This is a genomic window from Polaribacter sp. Z014 (assembly GCF_023555435.1).
Taxonomy (GTDB): domain Bacteria; phylum Bacteroidota; class Bacteroidia; order Flavobacteriales; family Flavobacteriaceae; genus Polaribacter.
The window spans coordinates 471,854-497,414 of the sequence record NZ_JALCZP010000002.1 but is presented as its reverse complement, the minus strand read 5'-3'; the positions used below and the strand labels follow the sequence as shown (position 1 = coordinate 497,414).

The window sequence follows — 25,561 nt, the reverse complement described above, 5'->3', positions numbered from 1 at the left end:
CGGAATAGCGGTTGTTTAAAATTTCAGTTAAATTCATTTTTGTTATATTTATATGTTGATTCGTTATACTATCATTTTTATAGTGACAAAAGTATGTATAGTATTATTGTCTTGCAATAACGGTCAAGAAGTATAGTATAAAATAATTTTATAGTTAATTATAAATCAATATTTTAAGTATTATTTTTTTTACTATACAAAATATAGTTGCATACTAAATTAAAGTCCATTAAATTTGCAAAAGAATCTATTAAAAAGAGCGTACATATTCGTATGCTGCTTTCATAAATATATATCATTATGGACAGAAAAGAACTGTTTGAAAAAAAGCCAAAGATTAAGATCAACGATAAAATATCGTTTTGCCCAACCAGTGCAGCAATGGAACTTATAGGCGGAAAATGGAAAAGTGTAATTCTTACTCATTTAATTGGTGATAAAAAACGCTATAACGAATTGCGAAAGGAAATTCCGGGAATTACTGAGCGTACTTTAAGTTTACAATTGAAGCAATTAGAAGCGGATGGCATCGTAAGTAGAAAAGTGTTCACTAAAAAACCACCTTTAAAAGTAGAATACAAGCTTACCGAATTTGGTGAAACCCTTACCCCTATCTTAAACCTAATTGTAGAATGGGGTTTACACGCAGCAGAAACAAAAGGTGAGTTTATTTTTGAAGAATAAATGGTTGCAACCTAATTATTGATATAGCAAGTGTTATAAAATCCGTTTACTTGCTCAATTTCAAAATTCTAATGGCTCCTTGAACTACCAAAATAAAAACAATTGTACCAATAATTAAATCGGGTTTACTAGAGTGCAAGCAGTTAACGAGAACTCCAGCTATTATAACGCCCAAATTAATAATCACATCATTGGAGGTGAAAATCATACTCTCTTTCATATGGGCTTCTTCTTTACTTTTTGATTTTTGCAAAATATAAAGACAAATTCCGTTTGCGATAAGGGCAAAAATAGAAACAATAATCATAGTCGAAAAATTGGGTAGGTTCTCGTCTCCAAAAAACCTTCTTAAAACTTCTACAAAACCAATAACAGCAAGTGTAATTTGAAAATATCCTGCAAGTTTTGCAATCCGTTTTTTCTTAATTACAGTTCCGCCAACCGCAAACAAACTAATTCCGTAAACAAAACTGTCGGCAAGCATATCTAAACTATCCGCTACAAGTCCCATTGATTTTGAGAAAATTCCTGTTGTCATTTCGATAATAAAAAAGACGAAATTGATAATCAATACAGACCAAAGTCGCTTTTTCTGATTTGCATTTTCTTTAAATTCCGTTTGATTGGTTTGTTCAGTTGCTATTTTTTTTCCTCCTAAATTCAGTTCGCTAATAGACTTTTCGATTTGGTCCATTTCTCCGTTATGAAAAACGGTTAATTTTCGATTTGGAATATCAAAGTCTAAATTTGCAATGCTTGCAATTCCGTCTAATTTCATACGGATTAGATTTTCCTCTGAAGGACAATCCATTTTGGTTATTTCAAATATTGTTTTATTCATTCTGTTTATGACTTAATTAGATGATAACTTTTCTGCTATTTTTAAAGCAGAAATAACCGCACCTTCCATATATCCTCCAAATTCTGTAGCTGTTTCTGTTCCTGAAAACAATAATTTTCCATTCATATAACTATCTTGTAATGATGAATGTCCATTGTTTTGATGTGGTCTTTGTATCATTTGATTTTCACATAATACAAATTCCTTTCTTACTTCTTGAAGATAAGATACAGCTCCTCCATTTAAAAAGCCTGTAAAGCCAAATTTGTTTTGTTCAAAATTCGTATGATCGTACATTTCTGTAACAATTCCTGAGTGGCTATACAACATTCCAGAAAAGCCTTTATTTCTCCAAAAAGGTTCTTCATGTTCTAACACAAATTTTATAGCACCTGCCATCCAAGTTTGAACACTTGGCAATAGTTCAGAAATAGAATCAGGTAATTCTGGTGAAAACTTCATTTTTAAACCTACTAATTGTGGTGGTAAACAGAGTATAACTTTATCTGCATAAAGTTTTTCTCCATTGGAAGTTAGAACTATTAGATCACTATTAAATTCAGTAATACCAACAACTTTTGTATTCAGACGTATATTTTTAGAAGGTAATTTTTGAGCTAATGTATTGATAAGTTTTTGTGTTCCGCTTTTTAAACGATAGGAAGGGTTTTCAGATTCGGGAACAAAAAACTGTTGCGGTGGTTTAAATGATTTGGTTTGAAATAACGAAGTCCCTTTTGAATACTGTGGGTATTTTTCTAAGCCCAATTCATCTATAAGCGACAATAAATTCTGGTGCATATCCGAAAACCAAGTTGCTCCCAACTCTAAAGGTGTTTCTAATGCTCCTTTTATGGTTTTAATTCTTCCATCTACTCTTGAAGATGCTTCTAAAATTTTTGATTCTATTCCTCTTTTTTATAATAAATAAGCTAACGTTAATCCGCTTAACCCACCTCCTATAATTATAATTTTTTCTTTCATTAATACATTTTAAGCAAAAAAAGCTATCGTAAAAATACAATAGCTTTTATAATTAACGTTAAATTATTGTTGGCTGCTAGAAAATACCAACCTATTTACACAGGCTAGTATACACGTATTTGCAATTCCTAAATATACAATTGGCCAGCTAAAACCAAACCAATAAAGTATCGGTATCCAAAAGGTAAATATGCTCCATATAGAAGACATACAAATTGGACATTGTATAATTGGTTTTCGTAAGTATTTATTGACTTTGTAATGTGTGTATTCTTTATGAAACTGCACGCCAGAATTAGTTAGCGTTATAATAATTTTTGGGTCTATCCGTTTTATGCGCTCGTTTAACAGGTTTATAAAGGCTACAAAATCGCTGTCGTTTCTAGTTAATAAAATTTCATTATCTGAACTATTAATGTCGAACTCGGGAATTTGTACTCGTAATTTTTCAATAAGTGCTTTAAAATAATCCCCTTCAAAAACTACAATTTCTTGTCGTGATTTCATTACCATTTTTTTGAATGGAAATAATATCATTTCGCTGTCGTTGTTTGTATTAACCACAACGTGTTTTTATATGGTTGTTTTGTGTTTTAAACAACTAATTTAGTAAATAATAACTAAATAAAAAGTCCTCACAAACTTTCGAAAGTTTGTGAGGACTTAGCAATAAATTATATACGGCTTAAGTTTGTAATTCATTATAGATTCATAAGTCCAAATGCGTTTTTCAGTATCAACATTTATTTTATATATAGTTGTCTCAAATACCCATTCTAAAATCAGCAATACTACTTTGTAACAAAGAAGATTCTTCAAATATCACACTGGTTCCTTTACCAATAGGAGATTGAGCGCCGAATCCTGCCCACAATTCAGCCGGATAATCGTTTTTAAAGAGTCTAACAAGCTGCCATTTTTTGTTATCTAGTGAATAATAAAAACCAATTGTCTTTACGTCCGAAGAAATTTTCATATAAGCACTTGTAGTATCAATCACATCGTGATTATTATCGTCCGACGTTTCGATGGTTCTAACAGTTACAATACGAGCTTTTTTTCGTTCATCTAACTCAAAAGCAAATTTAAACCATAATTTAGGATTTAAATATATATACATAGTACCTGCATCATAGGTGTCTATAAATGTTGGAGTAACTTTAGAGGTGAATGTAAAAGGTTTCGTATTGTCTATTTTTGTTAGTAAAACTGGAGCTGAATTGTTAGACAGTTTTCCATCTGGATCATTAAAATTATCACATTTAGCATTACTTTTAAGTGTTAATTTATCTCCTTCAATAGAGGTTGTCGCTTTTGCATTGTTAATCGATTTGGTAAACTCAATTCCCGATACTTTTATATTACACTCTTCCCCTTTAGAAATTTCAGGGGTATTTTTATTACTTGTTGTTGGTTTGCTATTACAACTACTCAGTATTGCAATTACAAATAGCATGTTCATCCATATTTTTTTCATCATTTATTATTTATTTATCATTAATTATAAGGGGTACTATTGTTGATAGTGGTTTTTAATAAGCATCAACAAAAAGCACTTGACCAGTAATAAACCCATCAACCGAACGTTCAAAAGCTTTACCAACTAATCTACCAGGAACTGGTTCAAAACCAGGCATCATTTCACCATAAACATCCCAAGCCTCTTCTAAAACAGTTGGGTTTATTGAGTTTACTCGGATTCCTCTTGGCATTTCAAAAGCAACACATTTAACAAATGTATCAATAGCTCCACTAGTAGTAGCATCTGCAATTGCAAAAGGTATAGGCTTCGTATTTAAAATTCCTGTTATTAAAGTAAATGACCCCTTATCTGCAATATATTCTTGACCAATACGTACAATGTTTATTTGTCCCATCATTTTACTTAAAATGGTACTCATCCATTGTTCTTCGGTCATTTCAGTAAAATTTGCATATTCACAAACACCAACAGTGTTTACAACAGCATCAAAATGACCAACATCTTCGTATAATTTCCTTAATGATGCTTCGCTTGTAATATCTACTTGAAAGTCATAGCTATCAGCAGAACGTCCAGCGGTTATAATTTTATGTTTTCCAAGACCAGTTAAAGCTGCTTGTCCCATTTTTCCGTTTGCTCCAATTAAAATTATTGTTTTCATATAATATCTGTTTTTAAATTATATGCAAATTTATGAAGCACTAAAGGTTTATGAAGAGGACATTTGTCTAATACGTAATATTAGCCCTTATTCGACTTAGGTGACGTTGTGTAACGCCTAGGTAAGAAGCTATATAATGTAGTGGAATCTCTTTGATATATTCAGGTTGCGTTGTAATTAAATCTAAATAGCGTTGTTGAGCCTTATCTTTTTGATGATTAAATATCCATTTTTCTAATTCCACATATTCTTTTTCAGCAATAATTTTCAAAAAACGCAACCAATTACTATTTGATTTGGCTAAATTTTCTAAAGTAGCTTTTGGTATTGAAATTATTTCAGCATCTGTCAGAGCTTGAATATTTTCTTCAGATTTTTTTTGTGAAATAAATGAAGAATAAGCCATTAATAATTTATTTGGAAAAGTGAAACAATAGGTAATTTCATCGTCATTATTTGAAAAATAATAAGAACGAAAAATTCCACTTTTAACAAAAGCTATAGAGTCGCAAATTTCATTATTATTAATATATAAATCTCCTTTTTTTAATAAAATAGTTTGAGATAAATTCAAGAAATCATTAATCTCTATGTCGGTAAATAAATTAAATGATTTTAAATATTCTTTCATTTCTTTCTTTGATGTTTGGTATGCTCAAATTACCGCCAACTCGTTTATATGTATCACAAAACCATACAAAGCTAACCAATTATGGGGGCATATATATCACTACTATGATACTTTATTTAGTATGCTAATGTAAGATAAAACAATGAAAATCTTTAAATATATTATTGTGTTTACTTCATCTTTGCTGTAAATATATTTCGAAGCACCTCTAGTTCTTTCTTGTATTTCAAATCTGTTCTTGAGGCAAAATACAAGGTGTTTTCGGTTTTTACTTTTCCTTCCCAAACTAAATTGATCTCTTTATTCGAAATCTCCTTTTGACATAGAAAATCAGGCACTAATGCCAATCCGTTTTCATTAGATAAACATCGAATGATAGAAGTAATATTAGGCAAAATATAGTTGGGTTTAAAAGAAGGTTTTTTATTGAAATTCTCAAACCAAAAACGCCTAAAATGCTCCATTTCGTTGGAGGAACTATACCAACTATTTTTCAATAATTCCGCTTCTAAGGCATTCAAATTATTAGCTTCGATGTGCTTTTTTATCTCGGTTATATCCGTTTTATTTCCTGCAATGAGAATAATTCTTTCTTTCGAAAAAGGGACATACTCCACCAGCGATTTTTTATCATTTTGTTTTCTGGGCGTAATTACTAAATCTAAAATGCCATTATTCAAGTCTTTTATTAAATCGGTATGAGCACCAAATCGTGCCACTAAGTCAAAATCCAACTTCGGAATTTCGGGTTCAATAATGAGTTGGAACATCTCAGAACACATGCCAATATTTATAGAAGGATTTGTTTCTTGCGTTGTTCTTTTAAAATGCTGTTCGGCAATTTCCAACTTGTTCAGCGATTCTATAATGTATTCGTATAAAAATTTTCCATCCTCCGTAGGAATCATTTTTCTCGAAGTGCGTTCAAATAATTTTTTCCCAATATAGACTTCTAAGGCATTCAAGTGCACGCTAACACCAGGTTGAGATGAATATAAAGCAATTGACGCTTTAGTTAAAGTGCCGTTTTCATATACTTCTTTAAACGTTCTATACCATTCTAAATTGACCATAACTATTAATATTATAATACAGAGGTATGATTTGTATTATTTTTACAATACAAAAAATCAACTTAATTTTGTCCCATAATTAAACAAAGAAAGATGAAAAATATATTTATAATAAATGGAAGTCATCCATTTGCACATTCTGGAGGTCGATTTAACGAAACACTTTTCAATAATACAATGGGTTACTTTGATTCAAATGAGAATTTTGCTGTAAAATCTACTCAGGTTGGTGACAATTATGATGCAAAGGAAGAAGTAGAAAAATTTAAATGGGCAGATATCGTTATTTACTACACCCCTATTTGGTGGTTTCAGATTCCATTTGGTTTCAAAAAATATATTGATGAAGTTTTTACAGAAGGTCACCAAAACGGAATTTATAAAAGCGACGGAAGAAGCAGAACAAATCCAGATATCAACTACGGAACTGGTGGATTGATGCACGGAAAAAAATACATACTCACCACTAGTTGGAACGCACCCAAAACAGCTTTTACCTTAGAAAATGAGTTTTTCGATCAAAAAAGTGTTGATGAAGGGGTTATGTTTGGGTTTCACAGAATGAATGCTTTTACAGGTATGGAATTGATAGGTACACACCATTTTCACGATATGGAAAAAAATGCAGATGTACCGCTGGAGTTAGAAAATTATAGTGGCTTTTTAAACAAAATTACTTTGAAGATGTAATTACTTTGACTTTCTAAAAGTTGATTTTTAGATTTATAAAACAACTTTTAGTATGCAATCGAGCGAAGCCGAAATCTATTATTGATTATTTGCTTCGCTCGATTTTGCAATTGTACTATTTTATAAATCGGATGGATTTTAAATCTACCTAGTTTGTCATTCTGCAAGAATGGCACACACGCATACACAACGAGCATCCACAATCAAGGTCATTGCGAGGAACGTGGCAATCAAGTGCAATGAGTCACTTTTTTATTGAGTTTTGGATTTGATTTTAAACTATTATTACTGGTGCTTTGTATTATCTAATAACGGAATTAGTTTGCGGGCACAGAATGCAATTCTGCGCTAACGAAGCGTTGAAACTGCGGTAATATTCGATTGGACGGATGCCAAAACCCTTATATTTAGTAGTACTTCGCTTGTATTTTTATGTACAGTGTAATATGTAGCTTTTTTTCTAATTAAGAGACTTGATTACTTTATGTTTACCAAGTTTAATTAGGTGGTATGAATCTTTTTCTAAATCTTTAATTATTTCATCCAAATCTAGTTTTTCTTTTTCATCATTATTCAAAGGTTTATCAATAGAAGTAAAAATAATTGTTTGTTTATTTTTCTCTTTTGAAACTTTTTCAAACAGTGCTTTTAAACTACTTAACTTTGTTCTGTGTTGCCCTGGTTCATCAAATAAAATTAATCCAGGATGGTTTTTGCCATTATTGCGTAAGGCTAATGTGTAAGCCCAAATATTTCTTACAAAATCTGAGGCAGAAGAATTAATTCTTATTGATTGAGGTTGCTTATCATCAGCACTTCTTTTATAAACTGAAAAATATTTAAATGGTTCTTTTCTATTAATTGAAACTTGGTTTTTAAAATTACTATCATAACCAAATGAAAAAAGTAAATCTTTATAGTTTCTCTCAAAGTTTTTCAGTTTTTCTCCATCATCAGATTGTTCAAGACCATCTAATTTTATAAGAATATTATGATGCTTATTAGATAAACTAATTAGCTCTTCCTTAAGTTCATTTAATTGTAAATCAAATTGATTCAAATTTTCGACTTCTTGTTGTAATTGAATTTTTTGAACAACTTCAGATTCAGACAAAGCTCTATCATCTGCGATTAAATCTTTAGAAAGTGATTTTAACAAAATTTCTTTATTTCTTAAAGTATTTTTAAAATATAATAACAAACTATTTTTTTCTTCAATAGTATTAGTTAGACTTGTAAGAGTTGAATCTATTATTAATTTTTGACTGTTTAAAAAGCTTTTATTTTCCTCTAAAGATAATTGAGGAATTGTAATGTCATTGTTGGAAATAATGTCCTCGGTTATAATTTGTGTACAAGTTGGACACTTACTTTCTTTTTTATTATCAAATAGATTGTTATTGAATACTTTAATTAGGTTTGTATGTTCCTTAATTTCTTTTTTAATATCAATTAGTTGAAAATTAATATTCTTAATTTGTAATTTTTCAATATCTAGTTTGCTGTCAAACTCTTCAATATACCTATTTAAATCTATGTATTGAGTTTTAGCTACTTCGTATTTAATAAGTACTTCTTCCTTTTTACTTTCTATTGTAGCCAACGGTTTATTCTCTAAAATAAAAATTAAATCTTTTGTATTCTTTAAATATTCATTATATCCAATGATTTCATCCTCACCAATTAGAAAATTTGATGATATTCTTTGGATTTCTTTTTTTTCACTAGTAATAGTTTCAGGAAGTGAAGTTATTATAGCATTATTTTGTTTTTCTAAATAAGAAAATGCTTTAATGGTTTTATTCCAATTATCTACAATGCTATTTTTTTCTTTATTATAAGTATCTCTTTTAGTAGAAATATTAATTTCATCTAGATTTAGAAGAAATTCGATAACCTTTTCTTTAGGTTTAGTAACTCCAAAATAAGGCATTGTCGCGAAAAAATCTGACCATCCTTTAGTTTGTTCAATAAATATTGATGAAAATATCATTTGTAAGTATAAGGGGCTATAGTCTGACTTAGCATTACTATTACTTACTTCTGGGACAGTTAAATTTATAAAATCTTTAAACCATTCGTAAAACCCATTGGGATCATCATTATTCCCTCTACCATTAACGAAGAAAACTCCTTTTACAGTATCTTCATCAATATTGTCTAATTTTGATTTATAGATTGTTATATTAGATTGCTTATCGTTTTTTTTAGAGGCTATAATAGCGCGCTCTAAACATACAATTTCATTTTTTTCATTTTCTATTTCTAGAAAAACTTTAGAATTCTTAACCTTATAATTTACACCTGTTTCTTCTCCTTCTTTTTCTTCTCCAATTACATCTGTTTTTATAACAAATGTATCTTTTAAAGCTTTGTCAAGTGCTTTATTATTGTACCCACCCAATAACTCTTCCATTCCAAGAGCGTAAAATATACAAGAGTTTATAGTTGTTTTACCTCTTGAGTTTTCACCTGCAATTATATTTAAGCCTTGATTAAAAGAAAATTCAAAACCATATAAATCATCTATAGTTTCACTTTTGTAAGTTAAGATTTCAACTCTTAATTTATTTATTTTAAACATATTTATTTATATTAATTTCCAATTATTATTAGCTCTATTTAATTTTGCCTTAGGTATGCTACCTATCTTTTTTATTTTACCTATTTCCTCTTGAAATAATTCATAATCAGTAATCGATTTCAATAAATCTATGCCTTTTTCGGTGATTTCAATTTCTAGAGTATTACTCACTATTTTCTTTTGAATGTATTCCTCTATATAACCTAAAGCTAAAACCTTTTCAATACCAAATTCAAATGACCAAGGAGTTAACGTAGTTCTAGTTCCCTTTTTTAAATCATAGAGTACTTGATAGTTTTTATCATTTCGTAAACTCCAAAAGACTAAATGAATTAATTGTAAACTAGCTTTATTGCTTCTGCCACAATAGTTAATGATGGAGAGTAACATAACAAGCTTGTAATATGCATTGTATTTTATAGAAACTGAGGTTTTTTTTTCGTCTAATATTATGTTAATCATTTTTCGTAAAGTTTAAAGTGCACATACCTAACCATTCTATTATTTGAAAATCAGCAAAATCTATATCCATTTTTATTGGTAAAAAATCTAATTCATCTTTAAGTCTATTTTGTAAAGTTTGTTTTAAATCTAAAGCTTCATTATTTTTGTTAACCGATCTTGTATAATCTTCTTCTACTAAATTCACATACTTCGCTACAATTGATTTAAATTTTATATATAAATGCGGAGCTTCATTTTCTAATAATCTAATATTTTGAAGCATTGATAAATATCTTTTTATTTGTCTAGTAGTAATAGAATTTGCTTTTTCAATATCTGAGTATATAACTTTGTTTTTTCTATTTAGTTTTTCAAAAAAATCACTTTTACTATCCTTAAAAGCTATTATTTCTTTTTCTATATATGTTTTTTCTAAATTTTCTGTCCAACTTCTTAATTCATTCAAATCAGATAAATCGATATAAGATTTGAAATAGTTTTCTATGTGATGAACAGAACAACAATTTATATCATTATTCCATGCCTGCTCTTCAACTACAGAGTTTAAAATCCCTATCAAAAACGGTGTGTTATGTCTAATTGTAAATAATCCACTACCAGATAATCCACTTGCTATATGTCTACCAAATTCACCACCTTGGTGAAAAGTTTCTCCTTCAGTTAATTTTATTTTAAAGCAATTACTTGAATCACTTATTGTTATGATTTTACTTGGGAAAGGTCTGTATTCACCATTGTTTACTCCTTGATAACCACAGAATTTAACATCCGTTTGCGCAATGAATTGGTGAGCTAAATTATATTGATAAAACAGCCTATCTTCTCTTTGGAAATCAATTTCAATTAGTGCATAATCCTTATCGTAATCAAATTCTTTAACTGCAACAATCTTAATGTTTTCAAAGACTGATTTATAATCGTTTTGTTTTTCAATTAAAATATCTTCAATTTCTGGTTCTTTTTTTCCTAAACAATGAGCAGCAGTAAATACATAAAAGGTGGTTTCTCCAGCTATTAAAACACCACTTCCTATATTGCCATTACATTTTACACGTACACAATATTTTTCTGGGTCATTATATGTCATTTTTTGTAAAAGTATTTTTATGTTCAATATTCCAATTACCTTCTTCTAAATCATTCTCATTTACGAATTCGCCAATCCTAATTTTTATGTCTGTAATTTTATAATTTGTGTAAATATTTAATAGTTTCTCGTCTCTATTTGTTTTATGCACAATTCTCGCTATAGTTTCTCTTGCTGGATGTTTATGGCTTGCTGTTCCTCCATTAGTTGATATTAAATAATTACTTGATTTTATTAATGATAATAATTCTTGAGATGTATTATTTAAGCTTCCGTGATGTGAAATTTTCACATAATCTACTTCCAATGGAGATTCTATATTATGACCTAATTCTTTTAACCTTTTGGTAATTATTTCAGCTCTAGAATCTGCTAATAATAAAAGATTAACATCTGGACATTTTAATACGAAAGCAATAGACGAAGAGTTGTATATATCCTTATTAATTGAAGAGTCAGGTTTAAAATCTATTTTATTTAATTCTTTTAATGATTTTGAATACTCTGCTATACTTAAAGATATATTAACTTCTAAATTTTCTTGATTTAATGATACCTTTTCTTTTTCGTAGACCTCATAAAACTTATCTTTTATTTCAACAGTTGGAGAGAGTATGGTAAATTCAAGTCCTTTTATATTTATTACATTATCAGCAATAGTAATTTCACGTATCTTAGAATATGGTTTCTTTTCTATAATTAAAGCCTTTAAGTTTTCGGCTTGACGAACACTAATTAACGCTTTTTCATTTGCGTTTTTATTCAAATCACTATTAGGTTGGTTTATCCAAACTTCATCAATTTCAATTTTATTGATTAAGCTGTTTTTAAAAAATTTGATTAGTCCTCCAACGTGATCGGAATCTATATGAGTTAATACAAGAAGGTTAATTTTACTAATTCCATTTAGATTTTTTTTAAGAGAATAATCAAATGTAGACGGAGTTCCACCATCTACAAGAATTATAAAATCATCTTTATTTTCATCAAATGTCTTTATTAGAATTGAATCCCCATTATATGCAGCGAGAATAGTAAATTCAGTTTGAATTCTTGACATATTTTTAAAATTAGACATAACTTGTATAGATGTATCACAAAACCTTACAAAGCCACACGATTTTGGGTGTACATGTGTCACAAGTATGACACTTTATTCATTACGCTAATGTAAGATAAAACAATGAAAATTATTACGTATATCAGAGCAAAACAAACATATGTTAAAATAGTATTCCTACAACCCCAAAATCCCTAGCCCAGATAGAAGTGAAAATCCTTTTGAGAAGGCGTTTTTTAGCCTTGCCAAAAGATTGTAACGGATAGCTGGAAATAGCTCCAAAAACCAACTAACATTAACCAAAAAAAAAGAGCTTTTGGACCATGTATTCACATTGGTCGCAAAAGCTCCGTTTTCAAATTAAATTTTGTTTTAATTATGCAAGCATAGTCATTTTATTCACTGCAAATCCGGCAATAGCATCTTTGGTCGCAGTTTGGAACGCTACATAATGAGGCGTTGCAGCGTGTAAAGTAAGTGCCTCTGCATCTTTCCAGTTCTCATACATTGTAAATGTATTAGCGTCGTCATTGTCTTGAAGGCAGTTGTAGTTGATACAACCCGCTTCTTTAACACTACTGGCAACTAATTTTAGTAATTCGGTTTTAACCAATTCTCTATTTTCTTCTTTGGCTACAATTTTAGCAACAACAGTTATTTTACTCATGATTTGTCTATTTTTATGGTAACAAAATTACAGCATTTAGATGGCTTTACTGCCTAATTTAACGTTCTCTTCTCAGTTAATTTGGATTGAAAAGCCAACCAATCTGCTGAAATATGATCTCTATTTTTTAGTTTTCTTTAAATAGTCAGGAAGCTCTTTAGACAACCAATCTTGACGTACAGGAACGTGTACATCTAAATCTACAGTTTCTTCTAAAGCCCAAAATTCGTGTGGTACATTTTCAGGAAAAACAATTACTTCTCCTGCTCCAACTTCTACAAATATTTCTTTACCATCAATAATAGTTTTGATTTTTACTTTACCAGACATTATATAAGTAATCTGTTCATTTGGATGCTGATGCCAAGGAATATGCGCATCTTTCTCTAAATTGAAAATAGTCATTTGTCCTTTTTCTCCGTGAAACCACTTACGTTTGATTCCTTCTCCAATAGTTTTCGATACCATATCATCAAAATTGAAATGTTGCACTTTTGATGTTGCTACAGAATCTATGGTGTTTACTTGTGCATTTGCTGTGTTGCTTGCAAATAATGCAGTTACAGCTACTGCTGTTATAATTGATTTGAAATTCATTTTATGTATATATAATTTGACTCATTGAGTCTAAAATCCTTCTAAAACTATTTTACCTTTTGCTTTACCTGTTTCTAAGAAAGCGTGTGCTTTACGCAAATTTTCAGCATTAATAATTCCGAAGTTTTCACCTAAAGTGGTTCTAATTGTTCCGTTGTCTATTAATTGGGAAACTTTGTTTAAAATGTTGTGTTGTTCTATCATATCTTCCGTTTGAAACATAGAACGTGTAAACATTAACTCAATGTGAGTAGAAACTGCTTTCCCTTTAAAAGGCATCACATTCATCACTTTAGGATCATCAATAAAGCCGAATTTACCTTGTGGTTTAATCAGCTTTACAATTTCATCTACATGTTGTTCAGTCGCATTTAAACTTACCACATATTCTGGCGCAGGAAGGCTATACTTTTCAAACTCTTCGCTCAATTTATTTCTATGATTGATAACTGTATCTGCACCCAATTCTTTTAACCAATCGGTAGTTTCCTCACGAGAAGCAGTCGCAATAATGTTCAGTTTTGTTAGCTTTTTAGCTAATTGCACCATTATAGAACCAACGCCTCCAGCTGCTCCTATTATTAAAATAGATTTATTTGCATCATCTTTAGAAACCTCTAATCTATCAAACAACATTTCGTAAGCAGTAAGAGATGTTAATGGTAAGGCAGCAGCTTCAGCATACGATAAACTTGTTGGTTTTTTCCCAACAATGCGTTCATCTACGACCTGAAATTGCGCATAACTACCCTGACGTGTAAAATCGCCAGCATACCAAACTTCATCACCAACTTTAAATAAAGTGACATCTTCTCCAACTTCCTTTACAATACCTGTTGCATCCCAACCTATAATTTTCCAATCGTCACCCGGTACAGGCATATTTGCGCGTACTTTGTAATCTGCAGGATTTACCGAAATGGCTTTAATCTCTACTAAAATATCTCTTCCTGTTGCTTTTGGAGTCGCTATTTCTATGTCTTCTAGTGAATTTACATTGTCTATTGGTAAATTCTCTTTGTATCCTATTGCTTTCATCTGAATTAAAATTTTTGCAATTATATTACAGTGATAATTTCACTTTGTGGTAATCTAGATTTTGGAGTTTTGTCCGTCGAATTAAAATCTGATGCTGCTCTATATCCTAAAGAAACAACTACTAAAGACGTAAATCCTTTTTCTCTTAATCCGAATTCTTCATCTAAAGCTTTTACATCAATACCCTCCATTGGTGTTGCATCGATACCTAAACTAGCTACACCTAATAAAAAGTTACCAATGTTAAGATATACTTGCTTTTCCATCCAATGTTGATAGTCTTTTAAATCATATTTATGAATGTCTCCAAAAGCGTTCATTCCACCGTACATTCCGTTTTTTATATCTTCATTAGGGAATCTTCCGTCTTTATCCTGTACTTCTAAAAGGTGTTTAAAAAAAGTGTCATCTGCACCTTCGCTTGTTTTTGAACAAAACAATACTACAGCTGATGCGTTCGTTATTTTTGGTTCATTAAAATGAAAAAAGCCTTGTGTTCCTTTTGTCATACGTGCTTTACCTTCTGTAGTTTCAGCAACGATAAAATGCCAAGGTTGCAGGTTTATACTTGAAGGACTCATTCTTAATAAATTTTTAACTTGTGCCATATCTGCATCAGATATTTTCTTGGTTGTGTCGTATTCCTTCGTAGTGTATCTCCAGTTTAATGTGTCTTGTAAATTCATTTTTATATGTTTTTTTAATTAACTATCATTTTTATAGTGACAAAAGTAAGTATAGTATTAAAACCTCGCAATAACGGTCATAAATGATAGTACAAAAATAACCAGAAAATCAATCCAATTTAATGTATAAAAACAGGGAATAGCGGTATAATTAAAGGTAATTCCTAAAGTTTTCATAAAAAAGATAATAAGCAATTTCCAAACTGCACAACGTACATTTAACTTTAGTTAATCTTTTTTTAATACCATTTTAGTTTTATCCAACCCATCTAAAAGTTAGGTTTATTCGTTGTCTTATTTTTTTTGTTGTTTTCGGAATTTTATGCCTCCAATTATTTTGAGTAGCACCTTGCATTAGTAACAAACTACCGTGTTTTAAAGGAATGTCTAACCGTTTTAAATCTTTACGAGTTACGTGTTTTAGTTGAAAAGGTCTCGTTTCTCCAAAAGTAACTGAGCCGATAACCGTATTTTTGCGTTGGTTTGCATCATAATCCTGATGCCAATCTACGCTGTCTTTTCCATCTCTATAATAATTAAGTAAACAGCGTGTAAATTTGATGTCTACCTCCTGCTCTAAGCGTTGTTTGATTTTTAATAGCTCCGAAGTCCAAGGACGTAGTTTTGTTGTTTTTCCAACATAGGCCACTTCTAAATCCGTATCGCCATACCAAGCTGTAAGTCTGGGTAAGTCTATTTGTTTACCGTATATAGCCATTTGGTCTTGCTCCCAATTGGTGTTTTTTAAAAGGCTATTATACAATCTATCGCTTTCTTCTATTGAAAAGAAATTCTCAAATAAAGTTACAGCAGCACCAGGTAAATCAAATTCAGTTTTTAGAACTTCATTAGTCGAAAACAAATTTATTTGATTGAATGATTCCATAATAATCCATTTCTTAATTATTGACTTTTAGTCGGTTTTTTCTAAGATCTTTTACAAAAAAGCCAAACATAATAATGATGAAAAATGAAAACGGTAAAGACGTTATAATTAACAAGCGTTGCACAGCCTCCAATACATTGACATTTGCCTTAATATTCCCTAAAAGGATTAAAGCAATGGTTGCTAATAGGATAAAAACAGACCAGATTACACGATGCGTTTTATTTGGGTTTTTAGACCCTTTATCAGTAAACATACTTAGTACGAATACAGCAGAATCGACAGAAGTTATTAAAAAACTGATTAATAAAAATATAGAGGTTATATTTAAAAATGTTGCGAATGGATAGTGTTCAAAAAACACAAAAATAGATGAGAATACATTCCCGAATTGGTTATCGTAACTGCCCCAAGCTTCAATTAAATGAAAAGCTGACGTTCCAAAAACCGAAAACCAAAAGAAAGTTCCTAAACTTGGAATAATTAAAACGCCTAATAACAACTGTCTTATCGTCCTTCCTTTAGAAATACGCGCAATAAATATACCTGTAAAAGGTGCCCAAGCTAACCAAAACGCCCAATAATAGAAGGTCCATCCTGTTAAAAACTCTAATCCTGGATTATAGTTTCCAATGGCCAAACTAATTGGTATAAAGTCGATAATGTAATGATATAAAGCAGTAAAAAAAGAAACCACAATGCTTTGCATATCGCTGGTAAAAAAAACGAATAACAAAATAACCAAAGTGACAATAATGTTTAGTTTAGAAAATATTTTAATCCCTTTATTAACGCCTTGCCAAGCAGAATAACATGCTATTGTAGAAATAAAAACACACAAAATTATAGTTGTTATTAGTCCAAAATCTGCACTAAAAACGTGATTTAATCCACCATTAATTTGAGTCGTACCCAAACCAATAGCAGCAATTAATCCAAAAATAGTGGTGATAATAGTTATAATATCTACACTTGCTCTTATCGGTTTGCTTTTAATACGATCTTCAATAGTGGCACTAATTCTGACTTTCTTTTTTTTGACATGTAAGGCATAACCAACAATAACGGCAAATAATCCGTAAAATGCCCAAGCTGTAATTCCCCATTGGTAAAACGTGAATTCTAACGCAACAGTTTCATTGGATACACCAGATGCAAAAGGTGGGTTTTGTTGCATGAAAACCGGCTCTTGCACGGCTCTTAGCAAAATACCAGATCCCATTCCTGCGCTATACAACATAGCAATCCAAGACCATAATGAGTATTCTGGTTTAGAAGATGCTTTACCTAATTTTATGTTTCCGTATTTAGAAAATGCAACTAATAACAATGCTACAACACAACCAAAACCTAAGTACAAATAAAAGTATCCAAAATAATTCCGAACCCATAATGAGACACTTTCAATAGCATTATAACTTGCTTCGGTTGCAAAAAACACAACTAAAGTGCATAGAAAAATAATACCTACAGAAATAGATAAAATGGAATGTTTTTGAATGTATTTGAGCATTAAAGATTTTTAATAACAAAAGTAAGGATTAGCATATAAAATCTAATCCTTAGTATTTGTTCTCTGTAGATATTTAAAATTTAGAAACTTATTTACTAGCAGTTTCTAAAAGCTCTAAATCTTCTGAATCTAAATTTAGTTTTGGTGCATCAAACAACGTTTGTAGTTGATGCTCACTTGTAGCACTAACAATTGGAGCAGCAATGTTTGGTTTTGCTAGTAACCAAGCCAAAGATACCGTTGCAGGTTTACTATTGTGTTTTTCAGATATAGTGTCTAAAGCTTTAATTATACCTAAACCTTTTGCATTTAAATATTGTCTTACACCTTCACCTCGTACACTTTTCTTTAAATCATCTTCAGAACGGTATTTACCCGTTAAAAAACCACTTGCTAAAGAATAATAAGTCATTACACTTAAACCATATTCCTCAACAATATTAGCATATTGAGTTTCATAATTTTTGCGCTCCACTAAATTATAATGCGGTTGTAAAGCAACATATTTGGGTAAATTATTTTCTTCTGAAACTTTAAAAGACTCTAACAAGCGTTCTGGTGATAAATTAGAAGCAGCAATATGCCTAACTTTACCTGCTTTTATAACTTCGTCATAAGCAGATAACGTTTCTTCTACAGGTGTTACATGATCATCAAAATGGGTATAATATAAATCTATATAATCTGTTTTAAGACGTTTTAAAGATTCATCAACCGATTTTAAAATGTGTTTTCTACTAATATCATTCGGATGTTCCTTTGTTTCAGATCCTACTTTAGTAGCAATAACTATTTGGTCTCTGTTACCACGAGCTTTCATCCATTTACCAATAATTGTTTCAGATTGTCCTCCAACTCCATTTACCCACCAACTATAAGTATCGGCAGTATCTATAAAATTGAATCCAGCTCCTACAAAAGTATCTAGAATTTTAAAAGATTGTTTTTCATCTAATGTCCAACCAAAAACATTTCCACCAAAATTAATACGAGATACTTCTAAATCTGTATTTCCTATTTTTATTTTTTTCATATTTAAAATATTATAACTTTAATCAATCCAAATAGATTTTGTGTTTACAAATTCTCTAATTCCGTAGCCAGAAAGCTCTCTACCGTAACCACTATTTTTTATTCCTCCAAAAGGTAATCTAGGGTCAGATGCCACTAATTTATTTACAAAACTACTTCCAGCTTCTAGTTGTAAAGCAACTTTTTCTCCTCTTTCAGGATTACTCGTAATCACTCCTGAACCTAATCCGAATTGAGAATTATTAGCTAATGCTATTGCCTCTTGTTCATCTTTTGCTTTAATTACAGAAGCAACAGGTCCGAATAATTCGTTGTCAAAACCTTCCATTCCTGGTTTTAAATCTGCTAAAATAGTAGCAGGATAATAAGCACCTATTCTATCTGGAATAACACCTCCCAAAACTAATTTACCTCCTTGAGCTATTGTTTTTTGAACCTGCTCGTGCAATTCATCTCTAAGATCTTTTCTTGCCATTGGTCCGTAATAAGAAGTTTCGTCTGTAGGTTCTCCCATTTTTGCAGCTTTCATTTTCTTTATATAAGACGCTAAGAATTCATCATAAATAGCTTCCAACACCACAAAACGTTTTGCGGCAATACAAGTTTGACCGTTATTTTGTAAACGCCCTAAAGTTGCTAAATCTGTAGCCTTATCAATATCAGCATCATCTAAAATAACATAAGCATCACTTCCACCTAACTCCATAACACTTTTCTTTAAATTCTGACCAGCAATGGAAGCTACAGAACGACCAGCAGGATCACTTCCTGTTAGTGTAACAGCCACAATATTTTTATCTTCTATAACATCTTTTACATATTTAGCACTTAGGTTTAAATTTGTAAAAGCACCTTCTGGGAAACCTGCTTTTCTAAAAGCATCTTCAATTGCGAATGCACAACCCTGAACATTAGAAGCGTGTTTTAAAACACCTGTATTTCCAGCCATTAAAGCTGGTGCAGCAAAACGAATGACTTGATAAAATGGGAAGTTCCATGGCATAACAGCCAAAACAACCCCAATTGGTTGAAACGTAACGTAACTTTTTGAAGCCTCCGTTTTAACGGTTTCATTGGCTAATAAATCTTTGGTATTATCAGCATAGTAACGACAAATCCAAGCACATTTTTCAATTTCCTTTCTAGACTGACCAATGGTTTTACCCATTTCTCTCGTAGCTAATTGCGCGTACTCCTCTTTATTTTTATCTAAAACATCTGCTAATTTGTGCATTAATTTAGCACGGTTAACCATGGGTTCTTTTTTCCAAATTTGGAAAGCATTATTAGCAGTTGCAATTTTATCTTTTGCTGTTTCTACTGATATTCTATTGTACTCAGCAACTTTTTCATCTGTTGCAGGATTTATGATTATTGTAGTATCCATAATTTTATTTTTTAGTGTTTTCTGAATATTCTTTTAACAGAACATTTAATATTTTATGATTTAAAGAGTAATCTACAGGAAGTTCTATAACCTGAATTCCTTTAGCATTTAATGCTGTTTGTAATATGTTTTTAAAATCGTCTACAGAGGTTGGTCTATATCCTTTTGCGCCATAACTTTCGGCATATTTTACAAAATCTGGATTCCCATAATCTAGACCATATTTTGTAAATCCGTCGCCTTCTTGTTTCCATTCTATCATTCCATAAGCGTCATCTCTAAGGATAATAACTACCAAATCTAATTGTAAACGTGTTGCAGTTTCGAGTTCTTGCGAATTCATCATAAAACCACCATCACCATTTACAGAGATTACTTTTTTATTTGGAAACAATTCTTTCACCATTATTGCCGATGATAAACCAGCACCCATTGTAGCCAAAGCATTATCTAATAATAAACTATTTTGTTGATAAGCAGGATAATTTCTTGCAAACCATATTTTATAAACACCATTATCCAACGTAACAACTCCATCTTTTGGTAGAATATCTCGTGTTATTTTAACCATGCGTTGCGGTAAAATAGGAAAACGATCATCATTCTCATATTTAGCTAAATGCGACGATACATTTTCTTTAATACTCATAAAGCAATCTGTATCCCAACTATTTGCATTCGATTTTAATTGCTCTGTAAAAGCTTCAATGCTATACGCTATATCGCCAATAACGTTTAAATGCGGAAAGTAAACTTCATCAATTTCCGCAGGAAAAAAGTTAACATGAATTACTTTTCGTTTATCCGAAGGATGCATAAAAAATGGTGGTTTTTCTATGGTATCATGCCCTACGTTTATAATTAAATCTGCTTTATTAATAGCTTCATGTAAAAAATCGTTCGCTGATAAAGCGGCAGTACCAAGGTATAGCGGATTTTCTTCATTAATAATTCCTTTTCCCATTTGTGTATTAAAAAAAGGAATACCAATAGTATCAACAAATTTGGTTAATGCTACACTTGCTCGTTTTCTATTTGCTCCTGCTCCTATTAAAATTAAAGGTTGTTTTGCTTCCTTAATTAAAGAAACTGCCTGATTAACTACCCCTGAATTCACATTCGGAATTTTAGAATCTACAACATCAAAAATAGTAGGGTTGTCTACTTCTTCTTTGGCAATATCTTCTGGTAATTCTATATGTACCGCACCTGGTCTTTCTTCTTGAGCAAGCCTAAAAGCTTCGCGAACCATAGAGGGAATATGAGCGCCATGGGTTACTTGTTTTGTAAACTTGGTTAATGGTCGCATCATTTCTACAACATCAATAATTTGAAACTTCCCTTGCTTACTAGTTTTAATTGGTTTTTGACCAGTAATAACAACCATAGGCATTGCCCCCAATTGCGCATAAGCAGTTGGTGTCACTAAATTTGTAGCGCCAGGACCTAATGTAGATAAACAAACACCTGGTTTACCCGTAAGTCGTCCGTAAGTTGCCGCCATAAAACCTGCTCCTTGCTCGTGCCTTGTTAAAACAAATTTTATCTTTTTCGATTGTCTTAAAGACTCTAAAAAATCTAAATTTTCTTCACCCGGAAGTCCAAAAATGTACTCTACACCTTCATTTTCTAATGCTTTAATAAATAAGTCTGTTGTTTTCATTTTGTGGATTTATGTTTGGTTTTACAATCCCTTTAAAGTATTTAATTTGCTTTTTAAGCCTGTTTTATTTTTTGATATGTCTAACAATATTCAAAAATAATAGTACAGCTACACTTTGTTAAGGTACAAAAAACGGATAATCATGTACTTTTAAAGGTTTGAAAGACAAAATTAAAGTTTAGCAAGCCTTTTTTATCTAAATTCGCCTTAAAGTTTTATTAAAACATACCAAAATGCAAGTATTAGAAGCCTATAAACCATTTGAAATACAAGAAATAAAATTAACCGATTGGAAGCAACGACCGGTTAAAAATAACTTTTTTGAATTGGTTTTAATTAAAACTGGTGAAGGCACGCAATGCATAAATTACAATGACTATGCCTACGAAAAGAACAGTATGTTTTTATTACCACCTTTAAAATGTCATTCTTTTAATATTGAAAAACCTACAAAATTTGTCTTTTTAAAGTTTACAGATTCATTTTTTAAAAACGTAAATAGAATTACCATTGATAGAAATGAATGGTTTAAAGAAGCATCTTACATATTATCAAACTACAACCAATTACCGGGAGATATTATAAAAAATGATATTGATAGAAATCATTTAGAAAGCTTAATTAATATGATTTTACAAGAATCTAGAAATTATGGCAAAGAATCGATTAATCTTGTAACTAGCTTAATGACTAGTGTTTTAGAGCTTTTAATTCGGAATATTAAAAAAAGTAATTATTTTAAAATTCCTGAAAAGACATCGGACGATAGAATAACAAAAATGTTAACTTATATTAATGAAAACATTGATAAAACGGAGTTACTTAAAATTGGAAATTTAGCCGAAGTTTTTATGATGTCACCAACATATGTTAGTGAGTTTTTTAAAAAACAAGTCAATATGCCTTTGCGCGAATATATTATTAAAGCGAAACTGAAACTAGTAGAAATACGACTTTTAAATTCTGATTTTACGCTAACACAAATTGCTGACGAATTAGGTTTTACAGACGTAAGTCATTTATCTAAAACCTTTAAACGTTATGCTGGAACTTCTATAAGGGAGTTTAAAAATAATGGAGAGTATATGTTATTAAAACGTGCGAGTTGTTCTTCTAATATTCGTGCTTAATAGTTTGTAAACTACAAATTCCATTTTATCAGCTAACAAAATGTAATTTATAAAGTAATTTATTATTTTTTCCTTTTAGTTATTAAGTACAAGCAATAATACCTTAAAGAAAAACTAGCTTATTTCTTTTGTAACAACAAGGTTTTAATTTCATTTAATGCGGTTTCCATTTCTTGTTGTTTTATTTTTAATGCTTTATTTTCAGATTTTAATAGCTCAATTTCTGTAGATTGTTCTTGTATTGCTTTAACCATTGGCGCCACATTTGCTCCCACTGCAGTATTTTCATTTGCAGTCTTATTAGAATAAAGTGCATTAGTACCAATAGCAGTATTGTAATCACCACTAGTATTAAAAGTTAAAGATTCAGACCCACTAGCTGTGTTGTGAGTTCCTGTTGTGTTATCTAACAGTGCATAATAACCATTAGCAGTATTATTAGCTCCTGTTGTGTTTTTGGTAAGCTACTGTATACCTATTGCTGTATTATTTCCTCCTGTAGTATTGTGATTTAAGGTTAACGAACCAACTCCTGTATTATCTGAGCCAGAAGTATTATTAACTAAAGCACTAGAACCAATTGCTGTGTTAGAACCTGCAGTATTTGCAATAAGTGTATTAAAACCTACTGCTGTATTACTTGTTCCATCTAGATTATCCCTTAAAGCGTTTTGTCCTATAGCTATATTTTCTCTTCCGGTTACATTAGAAGACATAGCGTTTACACCAATAGTAACATTATCCGTACCTGTTGCACTAAGTGGTAAGCTATTAACACCAAATGAAGTATTATTAGAATTTAGCACACCTGCCTGTATATTGTTTTGTTTAAAAACCAAATCTTGGTTATCTGTTGTACCAATAAAATTCACGGTATCATCTGTTCCTGTATTACCTAAAATGCTCCAAGCATTATCAACTGTTTTTGACGTTGATAATTTTGACCATTCTGTTCCATTCCAATAATAGTAACCTGCGTTACGTCTGCCACAGTAGCGGTGTTAAAAATTAGCAAACTTGTTAATGGAGATGTAATTGTAGTAATATCTAATGTTGATGTTAAGTTGATTCTTGGTACTAATACTCCTTTATCAATACTTGTAACATCCAAAATAGCCGAAGGATCTAGTGTTGTTGTGTTAATTCCTACTTGAGAAAAAGAATTTAGGGTACAAAAAAATAATATAAAAGATAAGTGTTTCATAAATTTTATTTAAAACCATGCAAGATAAAAATAATCGAAATATTTGCACCCTTTTTATGATGTAAATGATTACCAGCTAACACCTGCTCCACCACCACCAGAACTACCTCCACCAAAGCTTGATGACGAACTTGAAGAAGAAGATCCTGAATATGATGATGATGATGATGACGATGATGAAGTGCTTCTCACTTTTTTAGCAAGAATTATTTTCTTTTCATCTTGATAATTACAATTTCTACATTCATAATAATCAATTCTTTCTCCTTCAGAGGCATAAGTGGCGGACTTTGTTAATTTCGATGATTTTTTTCCGAAGGTTTTATAACCACATTTTACACAATCACTGTATTTTCGGCTATTAACCCCTTCATATTCTAAAATTAAAATATCACTTTCGTCATCAGTTACCCAAACATCGTAGCGTATTGATTTGAGATTTTCTTCTAAAATTTGAGCAGCTTCCAAAAATTTATTTTCTCTCCATTCATCTTTAAGTGTTAACAGCTTACCATTTACTTTACTATATCGAGGAGCTGTTCGATATTCTTGCAGACGTTTTTTTACCTTTTTTGAAATAAAAAATAAAGGAAATGGTAACAAAACGATAAGACATCCTAATTTTAATTCGTCCAATCGATTATACTTGTCGTAAAAATCGTCTTTAGATATTTGAGTTTGATATAATACACCTTCATACCAAAACAGCATGAACACGCAAATAATAGTATACACCAATAATAAATAATGATACCATTTGTAACTATGGTCTTGTTTATGAACAATACTACTGCCATAAACCTCTTGAATAACTGCCGGATTATCTAAAATATCTTGTATTCTAACCACAGCATTAATAATGCCTTTACCATAATTTCCTTTTTTAAAATTAGGTACAATTTCGTTTACACCAATGCGGTAACAAAGAGCATCCGTTAAAATTGGTTCTAAACCATAACCAACTTCAAACTCTGTTCTACGTTGGTCCATTACTGTTAAAATTAGCAATCCGTTGTCTGCATCTGCTTTACCAATACCCCATAATTTAAAAAGATCTACTGCAAATTGTTTAGGAATTTCTTGGCCTATACCTGGAAGCATCAACACTGCAACTTCTACAGATGATTTTTGTTCTAAATCAAATAACAATTTATTTATTCGGTTTTCGGAAGAAGCATCTATCAAATCATTTGGATCGGATACATACCCTATAATTCCTTGACCTCTTGGGCTAGGAACTTCTTTAATAGAATAATTTTGCTGATTGCTATTATAAACTGGTGCTTTAAAAATTGGGTAAATAGTTTCAGGCTCTTCAACAGTTTCTTGGAATAAAACATCTATAGATGAAGCGTCTTCAACTTGTATTACATGAACTGTAGTTTCTAAAATATTTTGACTTACACTCCTTATTGATGTGAAAAAACAGCCTAAAAAAAGACTAAATAGTAATATTTTTTTAATCATTTTAAAAATGATTTTAGTCTATTTAAAAAACTCAATTTCATACTCATT

At 30.7% G+C, this 25,561-nt stretch carries 27 protein-coding genes; 3 read left to right on the top strand and 24 right to left on the bottom strand.

The features are described from left to right. Nucleotides 1-300 precede the first annotated feature (300 nt). Nucleotides 301-684: a winged helix-turn-helix transcriptional regulator gene (locus tag MPF19_RS05360; RefSeq protein ID WP_203395081.1), complete on the top strand. Its 384-nt coding sequence runs from the start codon at nt 301-303 to the stop codon at nt 682-684. 46 nt (nt 685-730) lie between these two features. Here the strand turns inward: MPF19_RS05360 and MPF19_RS05355 are convergent, their stop codons facing one another. The 7 genes from MPF19_RS05355 to MPF19_RS05325 all read right to left on the bottom strand — a co-directional run bounded on the left by MPF19_RS05355 (nt 731) and on the right by MPF19_RS05325 (nt 6,357). After that, entirely contained in the window at nt 731-1,525 is a 795-nt protein-coding gene (locus tag MPF19_RS05355) for a cation efflux transmembrane domain-containing protein (protein WP_203395080.1), read from the bottom strand. Between the two features lie 12 nt (nt 1,526-1,537). Next, complete coding sequence (locus MPF19_RS05350; protein ID WP_349666063.1) at nt 1,538-2,434, bottom strand: flavin monoamine oxidase family protein; 897 nt, start codon at nt 2,432-2,434, stop codon at nt 1,538-1,540. Between the two features lie 138 nt (nt 2,435-2,572). Continuing rightward, complete coding sequence (locus MPF19_RS05345) at nt 2,573-3,016, bottom strand: hypothetical protein (RefSeq protein WP_203395079.1); 444 nt, start codon at nt 3,014-3,016, stop codon at nt 2,573-2,575. Between the two features lie 256 nt (nt 3,017-3,272). Further along, nucleotides 3,273-3,989: a DUF1349 domain-containing protein gene (locus MPF19_RS05340; RefSeq protein ID WP_249987092.1), complete on the bottom strand. Its 717-nt coding sequence runs from the start codon at nt 3,987-3,989 to the stop codon at nt 3,273-3,275. A gap of 52 nt (nt 3,990-4,041) precedes the next feature. Next, the gene (locus tag MPF19_RS05335; protein WP_203395078.1) at nt 4,042-4,653 is read right to left on the bottom strand and encodes a short chain dehydrogenase; all 612 of its coding nucleotides are present in this window, start codon (nt 4,651-4,653) and stop codon (nt 4,042-4,044) included. 67 nt (nt 4,654-4,720) lie between these two features. Continuing rightward, nucleotides 4,721-5,284 (bottom strand): Crp/Fnr family transcriptional regulator, encoded by a 564-nt coding sequence (locus MPF19_RS05330; RefSeq protein WP_249987091.1) that lies wholly within the window; start codon nt 5,282-5,284, stop codon nt 4,721-4,723. 170 nt (nt 5,285-5,454) lie between these two features. Beyond that, the gene (locus MPF19_RS05325; protein WP_249987090.1) at nt 5,455-6,357 is read right to left on the bottom strand and encodes a LysR family transcriptional regulator; all 903 of its coding nucleotides are present in this window, start codon (nt 6,355-6,357) and stop codon (nt 5,455-5,457) included. Nucleotides 6,358-6,450: 93 nt separating this feature from the next. Between MPF19_RS05325 and MPF19_RS05320 the strand changes: the two genes are divergently transcribed. Further along, the gene (locus MPF19_RS05320; protein ID WP_249987089.1) at nt 6,451-7,047 is read left to right on the top strand and encodes an NAD(P)H-dependent oxidoreductase; all 597 of its coding nucleotides are present in this window, start codon (nt 6,451-6,453) and stop codon (nt 7,045-7,047) included. A gap of 460 nt (nt 7,048-7,507) precedes the next feature. Here the strand turns inward: MPF19_RS05320 and MPF19_RS05315 are convergent, their stop codons facing one another. The 13 genes from MPF19_RS05315 to MPF19_RS05255 form a co-directional block, all read right to left on the bottom strand. Then, entirely contained in the window at nt 7,508-9,631 is a 2,124-nt protein-coding gene (locus tag MPF19_RS05315; RefSeq protein ID WP_249987088.1) for an AAA family ATPase, read from the bottom strand. Between the two features lie 6 nt (nt 9,632-9,637). Then, nucleotides 9,638-10,093 carry a hypothetical protein gene (locus tag MPF19_RS05310; protein ID WP_249987087.1) on the bottom strand — a complete coding sequence of 152 codons (456 nt, stop codon included), beginning with the start codon at nt 10,091-10,093 and terminating at the stop codon, nt 9,638-9,640. Next, nucleotides 10,086-11,183, bottom strand: coding sequence for a trypsin-like serine protease (locus MPF19_RS05305; protein WP_249987086.1), 1,098 nt, complete (start codon nt 11,181-11,183; stop codon nt 10,086-10,088). The genes MPF19_RS05310 and MPF19_RS05305 overlap by 8 nt, the downstream gene beginning before the upstream one ends. Next, nucleotides 11,173-12,243 (bottom strand): ComEC/Rec2 family competence protein, encoded by a 1,071-nt coding sequence (locus tag MPF19_RS05300; protein WP_249987085.1) that lies wholly within the window; start codon nt 12,241-12,243, stop codon nt 11,173-11,175. The genes MPF19_RS05305 and MPF19_RS05300 overlap by 11 nt, the downstream gene beginning before the upstream one ends. Before the next feature lie 376 nt (nt 12,244-12,619). After that, a complete protein-coding gene (locus tag MPF19_RS05295) occupies nt 12,620-12,910 on the bottom strand; it encodes a putative quinol monooxygenase (protein ID WP_249987084.1) in 291 nt (96 codons plus the stop codon). Between the two features lie 120 nt (nt 12,911-13,030). Continuing rightward, a complete protein-coding gene (locus MPF19_RS05290; RefSeq protein WP_249987083.1) occupies nt 13,031-13,507 on the bottom strand; it encodes a cupin domain-containing protein in 477 nt (158 codons plus the stop codon). Between the two features lie 30 nt (nt 13,508-13,537). Next, a complete protein-coding gene (locus MPF19_RS05285) occupies nt 13,538-14,545 on the bottom strand; it encodes a zinc-binding alcohol dehydrogenase family protein (protein ID WP_249987082.1) in 1,008 nt (335 codons plus the stop codon). A gap of 20 nt (nt 14,546-14,565) precedes the next feature. After that, the gene (gene nfsB / locus MPF19_RS05280; protein ID WP_249987081.1) at nt 14,566-15,231 is read right to left on the bottom strand and encodes an oxygen-insensitive NAD(P)H nitroreductase; all 666 of its coding nucleotides are present in this window, start codon (nt 15,229-15,231) and stop codon (nt 14,566-14,568) included. A 256-nt stretch (nt 15,232-15,487) separates the two neighbouring features. Next, the gene (locus MPF19_RS05275; RefSeq protein WP_249987080.1) at nt 15,488-16,117 is read right to left on the bottom strand and encodes an alpha-ketoglutarate-dependent dioxygenase AlkB family protein; all 630 of its coding nucleotides are present in this window, start codon (nt 16,115-16,117) and stop codon (nt 15,488-15,490) included. Between the two features lie 13 nt (nt 16,118-16,130). After that, nucleotides 16,131-17,630, bottom strand: a complete 1,500-nt coding sequence (locus tag MPF19_RS05270; RefSeq protein WP_249987079.1) for a BCCT family transporter — start codon at nt 17,628-17,630, stop codon at nt 16,131-16,133. Between the two features lie 88 nt (nt 17,631-17,718). Continuing rightward, nucleotides 17,719-18,663 carry an aldo/keto reductase gene (locus MPF19_RS05265; RefSeq protein WP_249987078.1) on the bottom strand — a complete coding sequence of 315 codons (945 nt, stop codon included), beginning with the start codon at nt 18,661-18,663 and terminating at the stop codon, nt 17,719-17,721. An 18-nt stretch (nt 18,664-18,681) separates the two neighbouring features. After that, the gene (locus MPF19_RS05260) at nt 18,682-20,049 is read right to left on the bottom strand and encodes an NAD-dependent succinate-semialdehyde dehydrogenase (RefSeq protein WP_249987077.1); all 1,368 of its coding nucleotides are present in this window, start codon (nt 20,047-20,049) and stop codon (nt 18,682-18,684) included. 4 nt (nt 20,050-20,053) lie between these two features. Beyond that, entirely contained in the window at nt 20,054-21,712 is a 1,659-nt protein-coding gene (locus tag MPF19_RS05255) for an acetolactate synthase large subunit (protein ID WP_249987076.1), read from the bottom strand. A 233-nt stretch (nt 21,713-21,945) separates the two neighbouring features. Between MPF19_RS05255 and MPF19_RS05250 the strand changes: the two genes are divergently transcribed. Beyond that, nucleotides 21,946-22,842 carry an AraC family transcriptional regulator gene (locus MPF19_RS05250; protein WP_249987075.1) on the top strand — a complete coding sequence of 299 codons (897 nt, stop codon included), beginning with the start codon at nt 21,946-21,948 and terminating at the stop codon, nt 22,840-22,842. Between the two features lie 119 nt (nt 22,843-22,961). Here the strand turns inward: MPF19_RS05250 and MPF19_RS19320 are convergent, their stop codons facing one another. The 4 genes from MPF19_RS19320 to MPF19_RS05235 form a co-directional block, all read right to left on the bottom strand. Continuing rightward, a complete protein-coding gene (locus tag MPF19_RS19320; protein ID WP_284041390.1) occupies nt 22,962-23,096 on the bottom strand; it encodes a hypothetical protein in 135 nt (44 codons plus the stop codon). 210 nt (nt 23,097-23,306) lie between these two features. Next, on the bottom strand, nt 23,307-23,714 hold the full coding sequence (locus MPF19_RS05245; RefSeq protein ID WP_249987074.1) for a hypothetical protein: 408 nt from the start codon (nt 23,712-23,714) through the stop codon (nt 23,307-23,309). A 23-nt stretch (nt 23,715-23,737) separates the two neighbouring features. Further along, nucleotides 23,738-24,046 (bottom strand): phage tail-like protein, encoded by a 309-nt coding sequence (locus tag MPF19_RS05240; protein WP_203395063.1) that lies wholly within the window; start codon nt 24,044-24,046, stop codon nt 23,738-23,740. Nucleotides 24,047-24,115: 69 nt separating this feature from the next. After that, nucleotides 24,116-25,513 (bottom strand): TPM domain-containing protein, encoded by a 1,398-nt coding sequence (locus MPF19_RS05235; RefSeq protein WP_249987073.1) that lies wholly within the window; start codon nt 25,511-25,513, stop codon nt 24,116-24,118. Nucleotides 25,514-25,561: the final 48 nt, after the last annotated feature.